Annotated in this window: 14 protein-coding genes and 1 pseudogene; 7 read left to right on the plus strand and 8 right to left on the minus strand. The window is 74.0% G+C overall.

Annotated features, from left to right (window positions below; translation table 11 throughout):
• Positions 1-506: 506 nt before the first annotated feature.
• Entirely contained in the window at positions 507-1,493 is a 987-nt protein-coding gene (locus ACFY0D_RS10950) for a hypothetical protein (protein WP_390798017.1), read from the plus strand.
• A 16-nt stretch (positions 1,494-1,509) separates the two neighbouring features.
• Here the strand turns inward: ACFY0D_RS10950 and ACFY0D_RS10955 are convergent, their stop codons facing one another.
• Together ACFY0D_RS10955 and ACFY0D_RS10960 are read right to left on the minus strand one after the other, a co-directional pair.
• On the minus strand, positions 1,510-2,082 hold the full coding sequence (locus ACFY0D_RS10955; RefSeq protein WP_390798018.1) for a hypothetical protein: 573 nt from the start codon (positions 2,080-2,082) through the stop codon (positions 1,510-1,512).
• 133 nt (positions 2,083-2,215) lie between these two features.
• The gene (locus ACFY0D_RS10960) at positions 2,216-3,163 is read right to left on the minus strand and encodes a nitrilase-related carbon-nitrogen hydrolase (protein WP_390798019.1); all 948 of its coding nucleotides are present in this window, start codon (positions 3,161-3,163) and stop codon (positions 2,216-2,218) included.
• Between the two features lie 199 nt (positions 3,164-3,362).
• Between ACFY0D_RS10960 and ACFY0D_RS10965 the strand changes: the two genes are divergently transcribed.
• Positions 3,363-4,367 (plus strand): LacI family DNA-binding transcriptional regulator, encoded by a 1,005-nt coding sequence (locus ACFY0D_RS10965; protein WP_390798020.1) that lies wholly within the window; start codon positions 3,363-3,365, stop codon positions 4,365-4,367.
• 28 nt (positions 4,368-4,395) lie between these two features.
• Here the strand turns inward: ACFY0D_RS10965 and ACFY0D_RS10970 are convergent, their stop codons facing one another.
• A complete protein-coding gene (locus ACFY0D_RS10970) occupies positions 4,396-7,962 on the minus strand; it encodes a BTAD domain-containing putative transcriptional regulator (protein ID WP_390798021.1) in 3,567 nt (1,188 codons plus the stop codon).
• Between the two features lie 148 nt (positions 7,963-8,110).
• Between ACFY0D_RS10970 and ACFY0D_RS10975 the strand changes: the two genes are divergently transcribed.
• From ACFY0D_RS10975 to ACFY0D_RS10985, 3 genes are all read left to right on the plus strand, one after another.
• A complete protein-coding gene (locus ACFY0D_RS10975; RefSeq protein ID WP_390798022.1) occupies positions 8,111-9,001 on the plus strand; it encodes an NAD(P)-dependent oxidoreductase in 891 nt (296 codons plus the stop codon).
• A gap of 394 nt (positions 9,002-9,395) precedes the next feature.
• Entirely contained in the window at positions 9,396-9,770 is a 375-nt protein-coding gene (locus ACFY0D_RS10980) for a patatin-like phospholipase family protein (RefSeq protein WP_390798023.1), read from the plus strand.
• Positions 9,771-10,048: 278 nt separating this feature from the next.
• The gene (locus ACFY0D_RS10985) at positions 10,049-10,402 is read left to right on the plus strand and encodes a hypothetical protein (protein WP_390798024.1); all 354 of its coding nucleotides are present in this window, start codon (positions 10,049-10,051) and stop codon (positions 10,400-10,402) included.
• A gap of 225 nt (positions 10,403-10,627) precedes the next feature.
• On the opposite strand, the gene ACFY0D_RS10990 is transcribed toward ACFY0D_RS10985, so the two are convergent.
• Positions 10,628-11,176 (minus strand): DUF1062 domain-containing protein, encoded by a 549-nt coding sequence (locus ACFY0D_RS10990; protein ID WP_390798025.1) that lies wholly within the window; start codon positions 11,174-11,176, stop codon positions 10,628-10,630.
• Between the two features lie 316 nt (positions 11,177-11,492).
• Between ACFY0D_RS10990 and ACFY0D_RS10995 the strand changes: the two genes are divergently transcribed.
• The gene (locus tag ACFY0D_RS10995; protein ID WP_390798026.1) at positions 11,493-11,882 is read left to right on the plus strand and encodes an SUKH-4 family immunity protein; all 390 of its coding nucleotides are present in this window, start codon (positions 11,493-11,495) and stop codon (positions 11,880-11,882) included.
• Positions 11,883-11,920: 38 nt separating this feature from the next.
• Here the strand turns inward: ACFY0D_RS10995 and ACFY0D_RS11000 are convergent.
• The 4 genes and pseudogenes from ACFY0D_RS11000 to ACFY0D_RS11015 all read right to left on the minus strand — a co-directional run.
• Positions 11,921-12,175, minus strand: a pseudogene (locus ACFY0D_RS11000) (IS5/IS1182 family transposase); the annotation flags it as partial.
• A 93-nt stretch (positions 12,176-12,268) separates the two neighbouring features.
• Positions 12,269-13,228: an ABC transporter ATP-binding protein gene (locus tag ACFY0D_RS11005; RefSeq protein WP_390798027.1), complete on the minus strand. Its 960-nt coding sequence runs from the start codon at positions 13,226-13,228 to the stop codon at positions 12,269-12,271.
• Positions 13,225-16,116 carry a hypothetical protein gene (locus ACFY0D_RS11010; RefSeq protein WP_390798028.1) on the minus strand — a complete coding sequence of 964 codons (2,892 nt, stop codon included), beginning with the start codon at positions 16,114-16,116 and terminating at the stop codon, positions 13,225-13,227. Before ACFY0D_RS11010 ends, ACFY0D_RS11005 begins: the two co-directional genes overlap by 4 nt.
• Positions 16,113-19,403 carry an FtsX-like permease family protein gene (locus tag ACFY0D_RS11015; protein ID WP_390798029.1) on the minus strand — a complete coding sequence of 1,097 codons (3,291 nt, stop codon included), beginning with the start codon at positions 19,401-19,403 and terminating at the stop codon, positions 16,113-16,115. The genes ACFY0D_RS11010 and ACFY0D_RS11015 overlap by 4 nt, the downstream gene beginning before the upstream one ends.
• 196 nt (positions 19,404-19,599) lie before the next feature.
• Between ACFY0D_RS11015 and ACFY0D_RS11020 the strand changes: the two genes are divergently transcribed.
• Complete coding sequence (locus tag ACFY0D_RS11020) at positions 19,600-20,346, plus strand: ABC transporter ATP-binding protein (protein ID WP_390798030.1); 747 nt, start codon at positions 19,600-19,602, stop codon at positions 20,344-20,346.
• The last annotated feature ends 87 nt before the right edge of the window (positions 20,347-20,433 follow it).

A 20,433-nucleotide genomic window follows, 5' to 3' on the forward strand; every position in this document is an offset into this window, starting at 1 on the left:
TGCTTCCGGAGACGACCGGGGCCGATTATGGCTCGCACGTTCGGGGCTGACACACCATCAAGTCGCATATGACCGTAAAGGGAGTTGTGGAAGAAACGGGCCCATTTGCCCGATTTGTCGACTGTTGTGCGGTTGGCCCGGGAAACAGGCCAGAACCGCTAGATGCGCTGGCCACCTGCGGGTTGCACGGGATCGGTACGGCCGCCGAGCGCGCCACCCCCTTCACCACCGACCCCCACAAGTGGCGCATTCCACACCTCCGGGCCGACAGGCGGCGGCAGGCGCCTGCAGTGACGTAGCTCTCACCGGTCGATGAGGCGACCCCCGGAGCTCAGGCGCCTCGACATCCCCGGCATTAACATGGACAGAAGCGACCGAAAGGCCGACACCGCTGAAACAACCGGACCAGCCGGACCAGCCGGACCAGCCGGACCGGTGAATCCTCGGCATTCCGCTCGGGCAGATCGATCGAGTCGTTCGACCGGCACTCAGGACAGTCGATGCCAATGAAGCGCATCACGGCATTGCGCTCGCGCAATGGAATCCCCGCCATCGCCAGCGCCGTCACGCTGACCGCCGCCTGCCTGCTGTCCGGGGCGGCGGATCCCGGCAGGAAAGCACCCTCCTGCCCCACCGCACCCTCGGACAGCTTCTGGCACGCCCCCGTGGACAAGCTCCCCGTGCACCCGAATTCCGGCCGGTACGTCGCCTCGATCGGCTCCGCCGAGCCCCTCCATCCGGATTTCGGATCGGGGCTCGTGGAAGGCCGTCCCTTCGGCATTCCCATCACCGTCTCGGACACGGTGGTGCCGGAATCCGAGGTGTCCCTGGACTACCCCGAGGAGAGCGACACGTCGGGCTACCGGATCCCGACTGACGCCAGGATCGAGAACGGTCCGGCGAGCGACGGGGACCGGCACGTCGTCGTCTGGGACAAGGCCCTGTGCAAGTCCTACGAGCTCTTCGACGCCAAACGGCAGGGCGGCGACACCTGGCACGCCGGCTCGGGTGCGATCTTCGACCTGCGGTCCAACGCCCTGCGGCCCGACGGATGGACGTCCGCCGATGCCGCCGGCCTCGCCATCCTCCCCGGCCTGGCGCGCTACGACGAGGCGGCCGGCGGGCGGATCGACCACGCGATCCGCATCACCGTGCCCCGCTCCGACCAGAGCTACGTCTGGCCCGCGAGGCACCAGGCGGGCTCGGCGGCGGACAGCTCGCTGCCTCCGATGGGGCTGCGGCTGCGGCTCAAGAGCACGGTGGACACCTCGGGGCTGGCCCCGCAGGCCAAAGCCGTGGCCGACGCGCTCAAGAAGTACGGCGCCATCGTCGCGGACAACGGCTCACCCTGGTACATCACCGGCGAGGAGAACCCCGGTTGGGACAATGCGCAGCTCGACGGGCTCAAGGACCTCAAGGGCTCGGACTTCGAGGCGGTCGACGCCTCCGGTCTCCAGCAGTCACCGGACTCCGGAGCCGCCGCACCGCAGTGACGGCTGCCGGCCCCGGCTATACGGGGCAGGGCCGGTATTCGAGGCTGAGTTCGCGGTCCACTGCGTAACTGGTCCGCATGGAGGCGTCCGTGACCGCCTGCCAGGAGCCGTACTTGACGTAGAGCTGGTCCGCGGTGGGGCCGAGCGGGTTGCCGTACTTGGCGATGTTCCGCTCTTCCAGGACGCGGACCTCCTCGGGGGTCATGCCGGCCCGGGTGATCTCCTTCGCCTGGTTGCGCATGTCGACCATCTCGCGGGCGATCTCCTCGTCGGTGGCCCCCGCAGCGCGCATGGCGGCCTCCGTACGGTGCATGTCTTCGAGGAGTCCGTGGTAGCGCATCCGGGTCCGCTGGGCCTCGACCTTCTCGTCCATCGGCAGGACCCGGATCCGGCACACGACGGGGTCGGCACTCGGGCACGGGTCGTCGGCGGCGACGGGGCGGGCGAGCGGCGCGGTGATGACCGATCCGCAGGCTTCCGCGGCATCGGCCAACGAGGCGGAGGCGGTGCCCAGCAGCGCGACGGCGGCCACGAACGGGAGCAGGGCGCGGCGGGAGCGGGCAAGGGAGAGGGAGAGGGAGCGAGGCATGCCCGCATCCTGGCGAGGACGCCGCGCCCTGACACGTGGACACCCCGATGATCACTCCAACGAGTCCGAAGGTCCCTCCCCCGGCTCGGGGAGGGACCTTCGGGAGATCATCGAGAGACGGCCTGGACGGCCCTTAGGCTCCGGGCGCGTCCAGCCGTTCGGTGAGGCTGCCGTAGAGCCCGGGGCGTCGGGTGCGCATGAGGCCGAACTCCAGCCAGTCCCGGCGCTGGTCGAGGTCGAGGTCGGCGACGAGGACGGCCTCGCGGTCGCGCGGGGCGCGCAGCATGATCCGGCCGTAGGGGTCGGAGATGAAGGAGGAGCCGTAGAAGGTGGAACGGCCCTCGGTTCCCACCCGGTTGGGCACGATCATGAAGAGGGCGTTGGCCAGGCCGTTCGCGCTGATGGCGTGCTCCCACATGGGCCGGGTGTCGAAGTCCGGCAGGTCCACCTCGGAGCCGATGGCCGTGGGGTGGACGAGGATCTCGGCACCGGCCAGGGAGTAGGCGCGGGCCAGCTCCGGGAACCACTCGTCCCAACAGGTGGGGAAGCCGAAGCGGGCCCCCTCGTGGGCGACCACGGGGAACCCGCTGTCGCCGGGGCGGAAGCACAGGTCCTCGCGGTAGCCGGGGAAGGCGGGGATGTGGTTCTTGCGGGTCCGGGCGATCAGCTTGCCGTCGGAGTCCACACAGACGGCGGTGTTGTAGCCGAGGCCGCCGTCCTCGGCGCGCTCGTACAGGGAGGCGTGGACGGTGATGCCGAGCTCGGTGGCGAGTTCCGCCGCGAGGGCGACGGTGGGGCCGGTCTCCACGTCCTCCAGGTAACGGGCGGCGCCGTCGGCCATGGGGTCGTCGGTGTTGCAGAAGTAGGGGCTGCGGGTGAGTTCCGGGAGGCAGACGACCGTGGCGCCCTGCCCGGCGGCGAGCGCGACGCCCTCGCGGAGCCGGTTGTCGTGCTCGGCGGCATCGGCGTACCAGCGCATCTGGACGAGGCCGACGCGCAGCGGTTCGCGTTCGCCGGGCTGGGTGCGGCCCGGGGAGCCGAGCGGGGATCCGAAGGAGGTGAGGAGCGCGTACGAGGTCACGGGCGGGCTGCTTTCGGAGTTCTGACTGAAATTTCAGTCAGAATGCGGGATACGGAAAGGATCGGTCAAGGGGCGGCGATCGGCGCGGTGCGGCGAACGGGCCCCGCACGGGCGGCGCCGGAACGTTCCGGCACGGCACGAATGTAGACGCTGCCGGAACGTTCCGGCAAGGTCGGACCGGGCGTCTAGAATGCGGGGCGTGATCCCACCTGCCGTGACCCTGCTCGACGTCGCCCGCGCCGCCGGCGTCTCCAAGAGCACCGTCTCCGACGCGCTCCAGGGCTCGGGGCGGGTCGCGGAAGCCACCCGGGACCGGGTCCGCGCGGTCGCCGAGGAGCTCGGATACCGCCCCAACAGTGCCGCCCGCCGGCTGCGCCGCTCCAGCACCGGAGCCGTCGGCCTGCACCTGCCCCAGACCGCGAGCCGGCTGGGCTACTACATGAATCTGGCCTTCGGAGCCGTCCAGCGCGCCCAGGAGGAAGGACTCGACGTCGTCCTGCTCGCCCCGGGCGGCGGCGCCTCCGGCCCGCTCGCCTCCCGGGTCGACGGCCTCCTCGTCGTCGACCCCGAGGTCGGCGACAGCGCCGTCCCGGGGCTCCTCGACTCCGGCGTCCCCGTCGTCACCGGTGAGCGCTACCTCGGCCCCTCCCCCACCCCCGCCGGCGCGGTCGTCTGCGACAACGCCGCCTCACTCACGGCCCTCCTGGACCACGTGCACGACCGCGGTGCCCGCCGCCCCGCCCTGCTCGCGCCCGAGGGCACCTCCGCCTGGGCCCAGGCCCTGCGCGAGACGGCCGCCGCCTGGGGTACCTCGCACCGGAGCGAAGTCACCCTGCACACCGTCCCGTTCGCGGCGACCGAGGCCGACGCGGACACCGCCACGCGGCGGCTGCTCGCCACCGACCCCGGGATCGACGCCGTGATCTGCGCCCCCGACGGTGCGGCCCCCGGAGCCCTGCGCGCCGCGGCCGGCCTCGGCCGCACGGTGGGCGCCGACCTGCTGGTCGCCTCCTGCGTCGACGGCACCGCGAACCGGAGCGCGAACCCGCCCGTGACGGCGGTCGACCTGCGCCCCGCCGACTACGGGCGGGCCTGTGCGGAGCTCCTCTGCGACATCCTCGCCGGCCGCGCCGGGCCCGACACCGTCCGCCACCACACCTGGGTCCTCGAAACCAGGCCGTCCACCACCGGATCCCACCTCTGAACGCCGCAGGTCGAACGGCCGGGCACCCTCAGGAGCGGACGGCCGGTTCGACCTCGGCATCGGAATCGGAATCGGCGTCGGCGTCGGCGTCGGCGTCGGCGTCGGCGTCGGCGTCGGGAGGGTGCGTCGCGCCGAGGGCGAAGGCCGCCTCGGCCGCCGTGCGACCCAGTGCCGACAGGCAGGCCGACCAGGTCCGGTCCACGTCGTACCGTTCGGCGGGCGGCAGCGGCGCTCCGGCCGACGTACGAGCCGCATCGGCGGCGCCGAGCAGTCGGGCCGCCCGCCCGGGCTCGCCGCCGGCCGCCGCCGCGCCCGCCAGACCCTCCAGAGCCAGGGCCATGGCTCGTACGTCGCCCAGCGCTCGCGCAGCCGCGAGTCCTTCGCGGTGCAGGGCACGGGCAGCGTCCGTGTCCCCCCTCAGTTCGGCCGTAAAGCCCAGTTCGGCGAGCGCGAGCGTCGTGCCCGGCCCGTAGCCGGCGTCCCGGAACCAGGTCAGCACCGCCCGCATGTGCTCCTCGGCGCCGACGAGGTCCCCGGTGCGCCGGGCGACCATGGCGAGTCCGATCCGGGCGTCGGCCTCCCCGGCCCGGTGGCTCTGTTCCCCGGCCAGCCGCAGGGCGTCCGTGTGCCGTTGCCGGCTCTCCTCGTACGCACCCGCCAGGAGCGCCGACCGGCCCAGCGCGCACAGCCGTTTGCCGGCCTCGGTCGGCAGCCCGAGCTCCTGGGCGATGGCCAGCCCCTCCTCGTGCAGCCGGGACGCCTGCGGGTACTCGCCCGCGATCTCGTGGAGCGCGGCACGGGGGAAGACCGTCTGCAACAGGCCCCAGCGGTCGCCCAGTCCGCCGAACAGGCGTGCGGCACGCTCCGCGTCGCGGCGTACCGCGGCCAGGTCGCCGTGCGCGAGGGCGTGCCGGGCGCGCACGCTCAAGGCGGCCGCGGTCCCCCAGGCGTCGCCGAGCCCCTCGGCCACGGCCAGGGCCCGGTCGGCAAGTTCCTCGCCCGCGGCCACGTCTCCCGTGCCCATCTGGGCGGCGGCCAGGAACCCCAGCGCGTGCGCGTGGCCCAGCGGGTCGTGTTCCGCCACCTCCCGCGCGTCGAGGGCGGCCGCCGCGGTCCGCAGGAGGCCCTCGGCGGCGTTGGACGTGCCTTCCCACACGGTCAGGCCGGCCCGCCAGGCCGTCGCCAGGGCGGTGGCGGCGATCCGCTCCCCCGCGAGCCGGTCCTGTCCCGGGCCGGTACCGGACTCAAGGTTCGCAGGGTCCTCGGGGTGGGCTGGGTGGTCGCGCTCCGCGGCGAGGCAGGCGTCGAGCAGCCGGCCGCCCTCCGCGGGTCCACCGCGCAGCAGCCAGTACCGGGCCAGGGCGCGCGCCGCCCGCAAGGCCGGTACCACCCGGCCGTGCGCCAGCGCCTCCTCGACCGCCGGGTACAGCTCCGCCTCGGCAGCGTCGAGCCGGGCGAGCCAGAGCCGCTGGCGCGGGCCGCGCAGCAGCGGTTCGGCCCTCAGCGCCAGCTCCCGGTAGTACGCACCGTGCCGGGCGCGGGCTTCCTCCTCCTCGCCGGCCGCGCGCAGCCGCTCCCGTGCGTAGTCCTTGACGGATTCCAGCAGCCGGTAGCGGCGGCCCTCCGGACGGTCGACCAGGACCACGAGCGAGCGCTCCACCAGGCGGTCGAGCGCCGGCGGCACCTGCTCTTCCCGTACGTACGCGGCCGCGTCCGAGCACACGGCACCCGCGGCCTCCGCGGCGGCGTCACCGCCGTGCACGGACAGCCTTCGGAGTACGGCTTCCTCGGTGCCGCCGAGCAGCGCCCAGCTCCAGTCGATCACCGCGCGCAGGGTCCGCTGCCGTGGGGGTACCCCGCGCAGCCCTCGCGACAGGAGCGTGAACCGGTCGTCGAGTCCGGCGAGCAGGCCGTGCACGCCCAGGGCCCGGGCCCGGGCGGCGGCCAGTTCCAGGGCGAGCGGCAGCCCGTCGAGCCGGCGGCACAGGGCCTCGACGGCCGCGCTGTCCTCGGGCGTCGTGGTGCGGTCCGGCGGGAGTCCGGCGCGGGCCGTGAACAGGGCCACGGCATCGGCGGGCGCGAGGGGCGCCAGCGGGTGCACCGCCTCCCCCGCCAGGGCGAGCGGTTCCTGGCCGGTGGCGAGCACCGAGAGCCCTGGCGCCTGCGGGAGTACCGCCTCCAGCACCTCGGCCACGCCATCGGAGACGTGCTCGCAGTTGTCGAGCAGCAGCAGGAGCCCGCGCTCCCGGAGGGCGCCCACGAGCAGGCGTAGCGCATCGGGCTGTTCCGCCTCCCCTCCGGCGGTCGGGCTCCCGTCGGGGCCGCGTACGCCCAGGGTCCGCAGCGCCGCGGTGGCCACGGCGTCGGCCGGAGCGCCTGCGGGGAGCGGTGCGAGCGCGACCAGCCATGCTCCGTCCGGGTGGCGGGCGGAGGCCAGGCCGGCGCATTCGACCGCCAGCCGGGTCTTGCCGACGCCGCCGGGTCCGGTGAGGGTGACCAGCCGGGAGTGCGCCGACAGGGCGCGGACGGCGGCGAGGTCCGTTTCGCGGCCGACGAGCCGGGTGAGCGGCTCGGGCAGTTGTCCGGCCGCTCCGTTCTTCGCGGTGCCCGGCGCGGCCGACGGGGCGGCCTGCAACGCGGCGTGCGGGACGGCCTGCGGGACGGCCTGCAACGCGGCGTGCGGGACGGCCTGCGGGACGGCCTGCAACGCGGCGTGCGGGACGGCCTGCGGGGCGGCGGCCGGCGCCGCGCCGCCGGGGTCCGGATGCCGAGCGCCGCCCTTCGTTCCGGGGTCCTCTCCGTGGGGTGGCTGCTCCAGGCCGGCGTCCTGGCGGAGGATCGCCTGCCGCAGCGCCGTCAGCTCCGGTCCCGGGTCCAGCCCGAGTTCCTGGGCGAGTCGGCGGCGCAGCACCTCGTAGCTCTCCAGCGCCTCCGCCTGCCGGCCCGCCCGGTACAGCGCGCGCAGCTGGACCGCGCGCAGTCGCTCACGGAGCGGATGGGCGGCGACGAGCTGGTCGAGCTCGCCGAGGACGGCGCGCTGCTCGCCCAGTGACACGCGCAGGCCGAGCAACTCCTCCAGCGCGGAGAGACGTTCCTCCTCCAGCCGGGCGGCCACGGCACGCACGGCCGGGTCGTCGGTGTGGCCCGCGTAGGCCTCGCCGCGCCACAAGGAGAGGGCCTCGCCCAGCAGTTCGGCACGCGGCCGGGGAGCAAGGCCCCGGGCTCGGGCCCTGGCGGCCAGGTCGGCGAACCGCTGCGCGTCCAGTTCCCCGGGGGCGGGCTCCAGCCGGTACCCGCTCGCGTCGTGGAGCAGGCGCCCGCGGCCGTCCAGCGGTGCCGCGCGTTCGAGGGCGGCGCGCAACCGCGAGACCTGCCCCTGGAGGCTCGCGTACGGGTGGCGGGGCGACTCGCTGTCCGCGCCGCCCCACAGTGCGTCCACCAGCCGATCGGCGGAGACGGGGCGGCCCGGTTCGACCAGCAGCCGGGCGAGCAGCCGGCGTGCCCGCGCTCCGGTCACGGCCACCGGTTTCCCCTCACCGTCGCCGTCGCCGTCGCCCGTCCACATCATCAGCGGCCCCAGAACCCCCACACGCATGTCGATCACCCTAACCGGCCTGCCCGCTGCGGCCCGGCGGGCAGCAGAGGGGCAGCGGACCGGCAGTGGACCGGCGGCGAACCGGCAGCACGGCCTCGCAGGGTGGGTCCCGTTCGACAGCAGCGACGACCCCAGGAGAGAAACCGTCATGAGCGCAACCGCCGCACCTCACACGATCCCGGTCAGTGTCATCGGCCTGGGCAACCTCGGCCAGGCGCTGGCCGACGCCTTCCTGACGAAGGGTCATCCGACGACGGTCTGGAACCGCTCAGCGGGCAAGGCCGACGGCCTGGTCGAGCGGGGGGCGTCCCTCGCGGCCACGCCCGCCGATGCCGTGGCGGCGGGGGAACTCGTCGTCGTCGCGGTACTGGACTACGACACGGTCGGCGAGCTCCTGCGGCCGGCGGCCGGGGCGCTGGCCGGCCGCACGGTCGTCAACCTGACCACCGGCACCCCGTCGGCCGCGCGCGCCCTCGGCGCCTGGGTGACCGACCGGCGGGCCGCCTACCTGGACGGCGCCGTGTACGCGGTGCCCCAGACCATCGGCACCTCCGCCGCCTTCGTCCTCTACAGCGGCGACGAGGCGGCGTACCGGACCTGGCATACGGTCCTCGACACGATCGGTGAGGGCAGTCTCGTCGGTCCGGCTCCCGAGCTGTCGTCCGTGTACGACACCGCTCTGCTCAGCGGCATGTACGGGATGTTCGCCGGGTTCTTCCAGGCGGTGGCGCTCGCCGGCACGGAGGGGATCGGGGCGGCGGAGCTGACGCGCCCGCTGGTGCGGTGGCTGACGGCGGCCGCCGACGCGCTGCCGGGCTTCGCGGAGGAGATCGACGCGAAGGACTACACCACCACGACCTCCAACCTGGAGATCAATGCGGTGGGGCTGCGCAACATCCTCTCCGCCACCGAGGCACAGGGGCTGCCGACGGATCTGCTGGCGCCGTTGCTGCGCCTCTTCGACGACCAGATCCGCGCGGGGCATGCCGCGTCCAGTCTGTCCAGGGCCGTGGAGTCGTTGCGCGCCGACAGTCTGTGATCCGTGATCCGGCCTCCACGCGATCCGCTGGACCCGAAGCTTGGCCGAGGTTCCACCGTCGGTCATGTCGGTCACGTCGGTCACGCCGGCCGCGCGGACCATCACCTGGTGCCAGGGGGAGACGGAATCATGGAGCTCGAAACCGCGACAACATTCGACCGGGCACTCGTACGGGGACCGGGAGGAGCGGTCGGAACCGCGTGGATGGCCGGACTGGTCGCTGAACTGGGGCGCAGGGGTGTGGATCTCGGCGCTGCCGACTGACGGTCGGCACGTCGGCCGGTGCCATCGTCGGCGCGCTCCTGACCACCGGCCAGGACCTCGGCCGGCTCGCAGCGGTGGCGCCGCGGCCGGGTCCGGTCCCCCGGCGCGGGGTGTACCTCTGGTGCACGCGGTGGCGGCGAGCAGTGCCTTCCCCGCGGCCGAGCCGCCGGTCTCCGTCCAGGGGCGGCGGTACATGGACGGCGCCCTGCGCTCCGGGGCGAACGCGGACCTCGCGGCCGGAGCCCGCACGGTCGTCGTCATCGAGCCCCTGGCACACCTTTCGCCGGGTGAGCCCCTCGACCGGCGGGCGGCGGCCGACGGGGCGCGGACCGTGGTGACCATCGGTCCCGACGCGGCAACGGTACGGGCGTTCGGGGCCGAGCTGAACGACCGGGCGAACTGGGCGCCGGCCTACCGGGCAGGTCGCGACCGGGTGGCCGCTGCCGCGGAGCGGCTGCGCTCCGTGTGGAAGCCCGGATCCGGTCCGGGTGGCTCCCAGGTATGAGATCGCGGACCGCTCCGAAGGGTGATGACGGTGAGTCACAGGCGGTGGGACTTTGGGGGTGTCGGACGAACGAACGAAGGAGCGATCGATGTACGTGATGCGGCGAACCGTCCCTACCGCTGTCCGCGCTTCCCTGGCGCTGCCGGTCGGGCTCGCAGCGGTACCCGCCACCTGGCGCGCCCGGTACGGAAACTGCGTAGCTGCCGACCCTGAGGCGCCGGTAGCGTCCGGTCTCCCGATCCGCCGTACCGGCGGACCACGTCAAGAGAGCGATGCGGATGACCAGCCGGCAAGCAACGACGACCCTGTGGCGCCCCACCGGCCCCAAGGAGCTGGATCGGGTACGGGAGCTGAATTGGCGTGCGTGGCCGCCCAGGCTGCCCGAGCAGCCGATCTTCTACCCGGTCCTCAACGAGGACTACGCGATCAGGATCGCGCGGGACTGGAACGTGAAGCACGATGGCGCCGGCTTCGTCACTCGTTTCGAGGTCGAGTCGGAGTTCTTGAGCCGATATCCCGTTCAGCAGGCGGGCGGGCGGACGATCCTGGAGCTCTGGGTTCCGGCTGAGGAGCTGGACGAGTTCAACGCCCACATGGTCGGCGAGATCCAGGTGGTCCACGAGTTCCGCTGACGTGGGCAGGGCTTGCTGCCGGGAGCCCGCCGGCCCGGTGCGATGATCCCGGGATGGCGGTGATCGCGGCGTCCGAGCCGTCCTCGACAGCCCCGCCTCACCAGCAGGTCCGCGCCCGCGCCGGGCATGCCGTCGCCCGCACGAAGGCCTGGAAGTCCTTCTGCAGCAACCTTTAGGGCCTGTCCGGCGGATCCCGCCGGACAGGCCCTTGGCCCCGGGGAGGGGTCAGCGCTTGAGCGTGAAGGTGAAGTCCCCGGAGAGCTTGCCGCTCAGCCGGACCGCCGAGACGAGCTTCCCGTCCGTGATCAGTCTCTCGACCTCGGCCCGTGAAAGACCGCACCCCTCAGAGATCAATCGCACCGGCCGGACCGGGATCCGCGCTGCGAAGCGGACCGAGACGTCGATCACCTCGCGGTCCAGGTGATCCGATCCGCCGGTGTCGAGGCGCCAGGCGCCGTCCCAGTCGAGGGCGATGTGATTGCGGCGCCGCACGACCGGATCCTGGAGCAGTACGGCTGCCAGGCCCGGGTCGTTGTCGTGCAGTCGGCGCAGCAGCTCGGGTCGTACGGAGCGCACGTGCACCCGCTCCAGGACCGTGAGTTTCGCCGTGTCCCCGCAAGCGGTGCAGAGCACGAGGAGCCAGGCGTCGAGGAGCTTGTGGTTGGCGTTGACGCGAAATTTGCCGTTCGCCCGGAAGCGCTCGGACGCGCACGTGTGGCATCGGCGGAGAACGAGCGGCAGGCAGGTGGGAGCGACCACCCAGGTATTGAGCACAGAAGTACACCGGTTCCAGTGAGAAGACCGCAGCAGAAAGGAGCGCGGCGCACATGCGCGACGCGCGACGAATCGGCACTCGGGGGGTCTCAAAGGGTGTACAACGGAACGTCCTTGCCTAGACGACTTGTCCAGCAGCACGGTAACGGCGCACAGCGGGGCGGCTCCACTGGTTTCCTGGCGCCCTGTGCGGACGGGCCGGGCCCTTCCAGGTCCTGTCCGACGGGTTGTGCCGGTCTGAGAGGATCGGCCTCACCACAGTCGGCGGGCGTGAAGGACGGGCTGATAGACGTGGGTGATGTGGCCTGGTTGCCGTATGACGCGCACTGTCTTGCTGCCATCGGTCCGCGAGCTTCCCGCAGGCCGGGCGGTGTTCCTCGGCTCCTTCGAGGACGGCATCAACTCGTATTGGCTGCTGATCGACAGCGGTGAGGTCTGGATGGTCAGGGGCTACGAAGGCAATCCGGAGGAGCAGTACGGCCTGGTCAGTACATCGGTGGACCGCCTGGTCGAGGTGCTGCGGATCTGGGAGGCGTTCGTCTACTCCGGCAAGAGCGACATGCACGACGACTACGACGACTGGGCAGACGACGTGATCGACCGGGCTCGGCAAGCGGATCCGACGGCCTTCTCGGATGTGGACTCCCGGTGGTCACAAGTGTTCGAGGAAGTCGAGCTGGGCGTGCTCGTGCCGGAGGAGACGTAGTACTCGGCGGCTGCTCAGGAGCGAAGCCACAGCCGCCAGCCGGGCGTGATGACGGACGCGAGCGGTCGACGCCCGCCCTCCCCGGCGAGGTGGATCTTGCAGGCCAGCCCGCCTCGTGAGCATCCCAAGGCCTCATCGGAACGGTGACGCGCCGGTCGGCTTCGCCGGCCCGGAATCCTCGGAGCACGAGTAGTGGCGCCAGCCGCGTGCCGATGAGCGCGGCAGGTCGTGGAGTCGACGCTGACCATGCTCCAGTCGGTCCGGCCTTCGGCATCGGCGTCGGCCTGGGCGGCCAAAGGATCAGCACTCGGCTTCACCGAAACCGCTTAGTGCTGCGATGCACCGCACCGGACGACGCGATCCGGCGAACCTTCACGGCCACATCACTAGTAGGCGCCGTCCGGGCGTAGTTCGATGTGGTCCGGGGCCAGGTCGACCGCCACGCGGTGTTCCATGCCCAGGGCCTCCAGGAACTTCGGGGGGAGCTGGACGCGCCCGGAGCGGTCGAGGACGACGTACTCGCGTTCGCTGATGGATTCCTCGCCGTGCTCGTCGGTGACCAGGCGGCGCAGGACCTCGCTGCTGGTGCGGCCGTCGCGGATCGCCACGGTCCGGCGGACTTCGCCCGCCACCATCGGGTCGTGCGTCACGATGACCACCGTCACGCCGAGTTCCTTGTTCACGGTCCGGAAGGTCTCGAAGACCGCCGCGGCCGTCTCCGAGTCCAGTTCGCCCGTGGGTTCGTCGGCGAGCAGCACCTTGGGGTCGTTCGCCATCGCCACGGCGATCGCGACGCGCTGCTGCTGGCCGCCGGACAGCTCCGCCGGGCGGCGGTGCGCCAGTTCACCGATCCCGAGGGCCTCCAGGATCTCCCCGACCCTGGCCGCGCGGCGTGCGCCCGCGCCGCGGCGGGGGCTGTCGCCCTTCAGCTGCATCGGCAGGGCGACGTTCTGGGCGGCCGTCAGGAACGGCAGCAGGTTGCGGGCCGTCTGCTGGAAGACGAACCCGACCGCTTCGCGCCGGTAGCGCAGCCGGTCCCGCGCCGACAGTTCCAGCAGGTCGTAGCCGGCGACCGCCGCGCTGCCGGCCGTGGGGACGTCCAGGCCGGCCAGGATGTTCAAGAGGGTGGACTTGCCGCTGCCGGAGGCGCCGACGAGGGCCATGAGGTCGCCCTGCTCGACCGTCAGCTCCAGCCCCTGGAGGGCCTGTACCTCGATGCCGTCCTGGCTGAAGATCCGCACCAGACGGTCGCAGGCGATCGCGGCGTCCGCCGCCGGGGTGCGCGGCTCCGCGGCGGCCGTCGCCCGGCGGCGCAGCTCCTCGTACGTCGGCTGGTCGGTGTTCAACGCTGGTCTCCCGCTCTCAACTCGGTGGTGATCTGCCGTCGCCCGGATGTCGCCGCCTCTGCGCACACGGCTGCGGCGACCAGGGCGGCCAGGCCCAGGGCTTGGGTCAGTACGGGCCCCGCCGTCAGCTGCACGCCGTTCGGAACGTGCGCGCCGACCAGCGTGGACAGGTCCATCGCCGGGCCGAGCAGGGCCACGGCGGCCGCCGCCACCAGGGCCCCGCCCAGCGTCGCGGCCAGGGTCTGCGGCAGGGTCTCGGCGAGGATCAGCGCCACGCCCTGCCTGCGGCGCAGCCCCATCGTGCGCAGCCGGGCCAGCAGCGCCGCGCGTTCGGGGACGGTCCGCACCAGCGTCAGCAGGACGGCCAGCAGGGCGAAGCCCGCCGCTCCGGCCATGGAGGCCCAGAAGAGGCGCTGCGCCGAGCGCTGCAGCGGATCGGCGCCCAGTGCGGTGACGGCCTCGGCGCTGGTGTGCACGGGGTACAACTCGTCGAGCGGGGCCGGGCCCGCGGCGGAGCCGGACCCCGGGATCGGGGCCGGCGCCGGGGCCGGCGTCCCGGGCGGCGCCGGGAGCTTGGAGCGGACCAGCTCGCGCAGCCGGTCGCCGTCGACGTCACCGAGGCCGAGCCACCGGTTCGGGTGGTCGGGGCCGCCCATGGGGGCCGTCGCGGCGCCCGTCGGCAGGACGACGGTCGCGGCGTCCCGCGCCGGATGGGCCGGGGTGCAGTCGACCAGGCCCGCGACCCGTACCTTCAGCTCCCCGCCGTCGCCGGGCTGCACCGTGTACGTGCCGCCCTGTTCGGCCTGACCGGCCAGGCTCGCGCTGAACAGCGCGGGCACCGGGGCATCGGCGGACGCCGCTCCGCCGGTGGCCAGCAGGGCGGGGTCGAAGGATCCGCAGCCGAGGACGCGGGACAGCTCCGCGTACGCGGCCGGCTCGGCAACGATCACGGTGACCTGGCTGGATCTCACGGTGGTGCCGTGCAGGGAGGAGTCGTGGTCGATCCACAGCGGCACGGAGGTCCGTACGCCCGGCAGTTCGCCCGCGGCCTTCGCGAGCCCCGCCGGGAGCGGGGTTTTCCCGAATGCGGAGATCGCCACGTCGCCCCCGACGGTCAGCCGGGCCACCCCCAGCCGGGACGATTCCACCGACTGCAGCACGGCGGCGCCGAATCCCCCGGTGGTGATGGCGACGATCAGCGCGACCATCGGCAGGACGGAGGGGCCGGTGCGGCCGCGGGCCTGCGTGCCGGTCGTCGCCGGGCCGCGGGCGGCCCGCGCGAGTCCCAGGAAGCCGACCAGTCCGGAGCTGCGGCCGGCCACCCGGGCGAGCCATCCGGTGACCACCGGCTGGATCCGGGCCAGCAGCAGCCCCCCGCACAGGGCGAGCAGCAGCGGGGCCGCGATCAGCAGCGGGTCGAGGTCGCTGCCGGGCGGGGCGACCCCGCGGCGGCGGACCTCCACCACGGCGGCGACGGTGGCGAGGAGGACGAGCAGTTCGGCGACGGGCCTGCGCCACCGCCCGGCCGGGCGGGCCGGGGACAGCAGTACGGCCGCCCGTACGGGGAAGGCCAGCAGGGTGAGCAGGGCGACGGCCGCGGCCGAGAGCAGTGCGGGCGCGAGCCGGGGGGTGGGCAGCAGCAGGACGGCGAGCGCGGTGGCGGCCGCGGCCGCCGGGAGTACGGTGACGGCGCCCTCGCCGAGGAGCCGGCCGACGATGGCGGGGCGCGAGCCGCCGCGCGCGAGCAGCAGCCGCAGTTCGGCGTCGCGGCGGTCGGCCGCGAGTGCGCCGGCCAGGCACAGGACGACGAAGGCGACGCCGCCGACCCCGGCGGGTCCGATCGCGGCGAGCGGCGCCGCGGCCTGGGTACGGGCGCGGGCCTCTTCGAACCGCTCGGGCAGCCACGAGGTGGTGTGCAGCCGTGCGCGGCCGGTCTCCCGGGCGAGGGTGGCTGCGGTGGGCCCGGCGATGTAGGAGGCGATGTCCTTCCTCGTGGCGTCGAGCCGGTCGGCCCGCAGGTGGCCGACGTCCACCGGCAGTTGCCAGAAGTCCTCGGCGGTGCGGCTCCAGGTGCTCATCCGGTCGAGGTCCCCGGTGCCGACGAGGGCGTCGACGTCCCAGGCGAGGCTCTCGTTGTAGTAGTGCTCGCAGGCGTGGGCGAGGCACCCCAGGTTGTCCGTCCAGAAGCCGTCGGTCTCGTCGAGGACCGCGTAGAGACCGACGACCTCGACGGACGGTGTGCCGTCGACCCGGGACTCGCTCTTCAGGACGGATCCGACGCGGGCGCCGAGGGTCGCGGCGGCCTTCTGCGAGAGGGCGACCTGCAGGGGCGCCATCTCCCCGGGGGCGGCCTGCGCAGGGGCCGTGGGCGTGCTGCTCGGCCAGTGCCCCTCCGCCAGCTTCACATGGGTCTGCGCCTGGCGGACGTGCAGGAGGTTCATGCTGGGCGGAAGGCCGGAGGGCTGGGAGAGTTCCGGATTCAGCAGCGGCTGCCGCTTGGTGGTGCGCGCGCCGTGGACGGTCTTCTCCGGGTCCACGCGGAAGGTGGATCCGGTCGGCCCGAGCAGTTTGTCCAGCGTGGAGTCCAGGGCCTGGGCGCTCTGCCCGCTGTCCGGGGAGGGCGCGGTCACCTGCAGGCTGGTGTTGCCGGCCGCGCTGCGTTCCAGGAAGGAGCGCAGGGCCTGGTCGGCGCCCCGGTCCTGGGCCCGCGGCAGCGCGGCGGCCAGCAGGACGGCGACGAAGGCCAGCGCGGCGCCGAGCAGGGTGCCCAGCGGCGCCGCCCGCAGCCTGGTCCTGACCCAGGGCGCGGGCCGCGGGGCGGTGGGCGGGGGCGGGGTGGCGGGCACCGGGGTGGACGAGGGCGGGGTGGCGGTCGGCGGGGTGGTCACATCTCCTCCACGGGGCGCAGCCGGGCGGCGATGTCGCGGCCCCGGGGGCCGCTGAGTGCGGCCGACAGCAGGGGAACGGCTGCGATGGCGGCGACCGTGAGCACGGTCTGCCAGAACGGCATGTCCACTTGTACGGGCGGGAACGGCCGCCCGGCGGCGGGTGTCAGCACGACCAGGGGTGTCATCAGATGGACGAGGGCGACGCCCAGCCCGGTCCCGACCGCGGACCCGATGACGATCAGCACCCCGCCCTCGGCGGCGGACGCGAGGGCCAGCGAGCGGCGCGGGGTGCCGAGTGCGAGCAGGACCGAGAACTCCCGTCCGCGCACGCGCCGTTCGGCGGCGGTGGAGGTCGCGAAACCGATGGCCGCCAGGACCGCGCAGGCGGCGGCGAGGGCGGCCAGGGCGCTCTGCGGGCCGGCGCTCAGCGGGTCGTCCAGCAGCCGCTCGGTGATCTCCTCGCGCAGTTGGACGCGCTCGATCCGGGCGCCTTCGCGCAGCTGGTCCGCCGCGCGGGCCGGGACGGGGTCGGCGGCCGATTCGGCGGGCAGCCACCACTCGGTGGGCGAGGCCGGCTGCTGGCCGACGGACTCCAGCAGGAACCGGCCGAGTACGTGCAGGTCGACGGCGAGTGCCGAGCGGCCGGCCACGGGGAGGGAGTCCACGGAGGCGGTGATCCGCATCGGGACACTGGCGCCGTCCAGCGTGACGGGGACCGTGTCGCCCACGGAGGCGCCCAGGGACCGCAGGTAGCGGGTGGTGGCGACCGCGGGGACGGCGGTGGGGGCCGGCGCGGCGGGCGTCGGGAACGCCACGGTGGTGACGCCCTGCAGGGTGCCGAAACCGCCCCAGTAGCGCAGCCGCAGCAGGTCCGTGGAGCCGGCCGGGACCGGGATCGGCTCGGGGGCCCTCTTGGCGCTCGTCCCCTGCGGGAGCGAGGTCCGCCAGCCGGCGGCGTCCGCGGGTGCGGTGACGCCCGTGGCGGCGCCGTCCGCGGTGTCGGAGACGGCGATCCGGCGCAGGGCCAGTTCGCTGCCGTCTCCGGGGTCGTCGCCGTCACCGGCGTACGAGAGGCGTATCCCCGCCAGGGTCAGCGGGGTGGCCGCCGATCCGACCGGGGCGCCGGTCAGCGCGTCGAGGAGGAAGGGGAGGGTGACGTCGCCGCCCTCGGGCAGGGTGACCGAGGCCGTCCCGTACGTCGCCCCGAACCGGTCGCGCAGCAGCAGGCTCACGGCGGCCCAGCTCGTACCGGAGGACCGGACCGACACGTCGAGGTCGATGCGGCGCGGGGAGCCGGGCAGGGCGACACCGGGGCTCGCGGGGGCGGCCGCGGCGCCCGGGGCGCCGGCGGCGAGCGGGGTGAACAGCTCGCGCATGCCGTGCCCGCCGCGCAGGTCCGCGCGCAGCGGTACGCGTTCGGCCGCCTTGACGGCGTCGAGCGCGACGATGTCGGCGGGATTCCCGTCCGGCAGCTTCTGCTCGCGGCGGACCACCGGTACGAGGCGGTCGCCGCCGGGCAGGGCCGCGTAGCGTCCGCCCTGCCCCATCGGGGACATGCTGCTTCCGGAGATCCGCAGGCCGCCCGCGGTCGCGAAGTCGGCCTGGTCACGCTGGGACGCGGACCAGCCGGTGTGCTGGCCGAGCGCCAGGATGCCGCTGGCGACGGCGAGGACGAGCAGCAGCACGGGCCCGGTGGCCCGGCCGGGCCGTCGGGCGAGCTGCCAGCCGAACAGGGCGGGGCCCAGGCTCCGGCCGCGCGCCGCCAGCCGTCCGCCGGCCCGCGCCGCGAACGGCAGCAGGCGCAGGACCAGCAGCGTGCCCCCGCACAGGGCCAGGGCGGGAGCGACGACCAGGACCGGGTCGACACCGAGCCCGCCGCCGGCGGAGGCGCCGGACGCGGGGGCGTCCGTACCGCCGTACTGCGAGAGCTGCTGGTAGCCGAGGACGGCGAGGACCACGACGGCGAGGTCGAGGCCGGAGCGGGCGGCGCCCGTCACCAGCGCCTGGCGGCTGCCCACGCGGCGCAGTACGGCGGCGGAGGCACCGCGCAGGACGGAGGGCAGGGTCGTCAGCAGGACGCAGGCCAGGGCGCAGCCGACCGCGACCGGCCAGACCAGCCAGGTGTCCGGGATCTCCAGGTGGACCCGCCCGAGCGGTCCGAACCGGCCGAAGAGGCGCAGCAGGGGCGGTGTGAGCAGGGGTGCCAGGACGGCCGCGGGCAGGGCGAGCAGCAGGGACTCGGCCGCGGTGAGCGCGCCGAGGCGGCGTCGGGAGGCGCCGCGTGCGGTGAGCAGGACCCGTTCCGGTTCCTGGCGGACGGTCAGGATGTGGGAGACGAGGAGCAGTGCGGCGGTCGACAGGACGGCGAGCTGGAGCGCGCCCATCAGCAGGGTGGAGCGGGCGACGACCGTGCCGGCGCTCAGCTCGGCCAGCAGTTTGGGCAGTTCGGTGGCGGTCCGCAGCGAGCCGGCCCGTTCGAGGGCGGCGCTCGCGGGGTCGGTCGCGGTCCGGACGGCCTCGGCCTCGGCGGCGCGGACCGTGCGCAGGTCCGGGGTGAGCAGCGTGAGGCGGTGGTTCTGCAGGATGCTGCCGGTGGTGAAGGCGCTGTCGTCCACCAGGAGCGGGCCGTAGATGGCGAAGGTGTCGGCCTGTACCTCGCGTCCGCCGAGGGGGTCGAGCCGCCAGTACGCGGCGTCCGGGTCGGCGGCCCGGTACACGCCGGTGACCAGCACGGTCAGCGGCGCCCCGCCGAACCGGTCGTCCAGCCGGACGGGCGCGGGCAGCGCGGACTCGGCCAGGCCAAGGCGGGCGAGCGCGGCGCGCGGGACGGCCACCTGGGTCGGCGCGGCCGGGGCGCCGGCGGCCGGGGGTGCGGCGGCCGGCGCGGGCCACGCACCGGCGAGCAGCTGTACGTGGTCCTTGCCGAGGGCGGCGAGCAGGGTCAGGTCGGCGTCGCGGCCGGAGGCGGCGACGCCGGGCAGCCCGTACGAGCGGCTGCGGGCCACGCTCTCGGAGGCCACCGGGAGCCGCCCGAACACCTCGTCCGCGAAGGCCCGTACGGACGCGTCGTCCTTGGCGCGGGAGTCGGCGGGATGGCCGCTGGTGATCACGACGGTGGTCCGGGACTGTGCCGTCCCGGTCAGGGCCCGCCGGAGCCCTTCTTCGCCGACGCCACGGGTGAATGCCGTCAGCGCGGTCAGTGTGGTCGCGGTGATCAGTACGGTGAGCAGCACGGCGACGGCGAGCGGCCATCGCCCGCGCAGTCGGCGCACGACGAAGCCGAGCACGTGTGGTATTCCTCCCCCGTCCGGACCGTCAGTACCGGATAGCGGACGATGCTGTCAGATGTGATCGATAGAGGGAAGGGGCTTGCGTGACTGGTGCGACAGATGCGCAAATGCGATCAGAAAGCTGCAGCGACAGATGGTGCGGGACAGGGGGCCGGGCGCCCCGCGCGGACAACTCGACGGGGGAACGGACACGATGAGGGATCACCAGGCGACGGCTACGGCGACGGTCGCGACACAGGCAGGGCGGCAGGGCGACGGCTCTCCGATCGTGGTCGTCGACGACGTGCACCACAGCTTCGGCAGCGGATCGCAGGCCGTCCACGCCCTGCGCGGCGTGTCCTTCGAGGTCCGCCGGGGCGAACTCACCGCCCTCAGGGGCCGGTCGGGCTCCGGCAAGACCACCCTGCTGAACCTCGTCGGCGGCCTCGACACCCCGACCGGCGGCCGGATCACCCTCGACGGCACCGACCTGGCGACCCTCGACGAGCCGGGCCTGCTCGCCCTGCGCCGCGACCGCATCGGCTTCGTCTTCCAGTCCTTCGGCCTGATACCCGTCCTGACCGCGGCCGAGAACGTCGGCGTCCCGATGCGGCTGCGGCGCGTGCCCGCCAAGGTGCGGGAGGAGCGCGCCCGGACCCTGCTGGCCCTGGTCGGGCTCGCGGACCACGCCGAACAGCGGCCCGGCGAACTCTCCGGCGGCCAGCAGCAGCGCGTGGCGGTGGCCCGCGCCCTGGCCAACGACCCGGACCTGATCATCGCGGACGAGCCGACGGGCCAGCTCGACTCGGAGACCGGCCGTTCGGTCATGGAACTGCTGCGCGCGGTGGTGCGCAGCGAGTCGGTGACCATCCTCGTCGCCACCCACGACCCCAACCTGATCGAACTCGCCGACCGGGTCGTGGAACTGCGCGACGGCCGCATCGTCGATACCGGCGCGTGAGCGGAGCACCTCCGTACGTGACGCTCCGCGAGCGGCCGCAGGGCGTTGACCAGGAGCGACCGGGTGGGTACCCGGAGCGCACGGCCC

Origin of the sequence: Streptomyces sp. NPDC001502 (assembly GCF_042894785.1) — a bacterium.
Taxonomy (GTDB): domain Bacteria; phylum Actinomycetota; class Actinomycetes; order Streptomycetales; family Streptomycetaceae; genus Streptomyces; species Streptomyces kutzneri.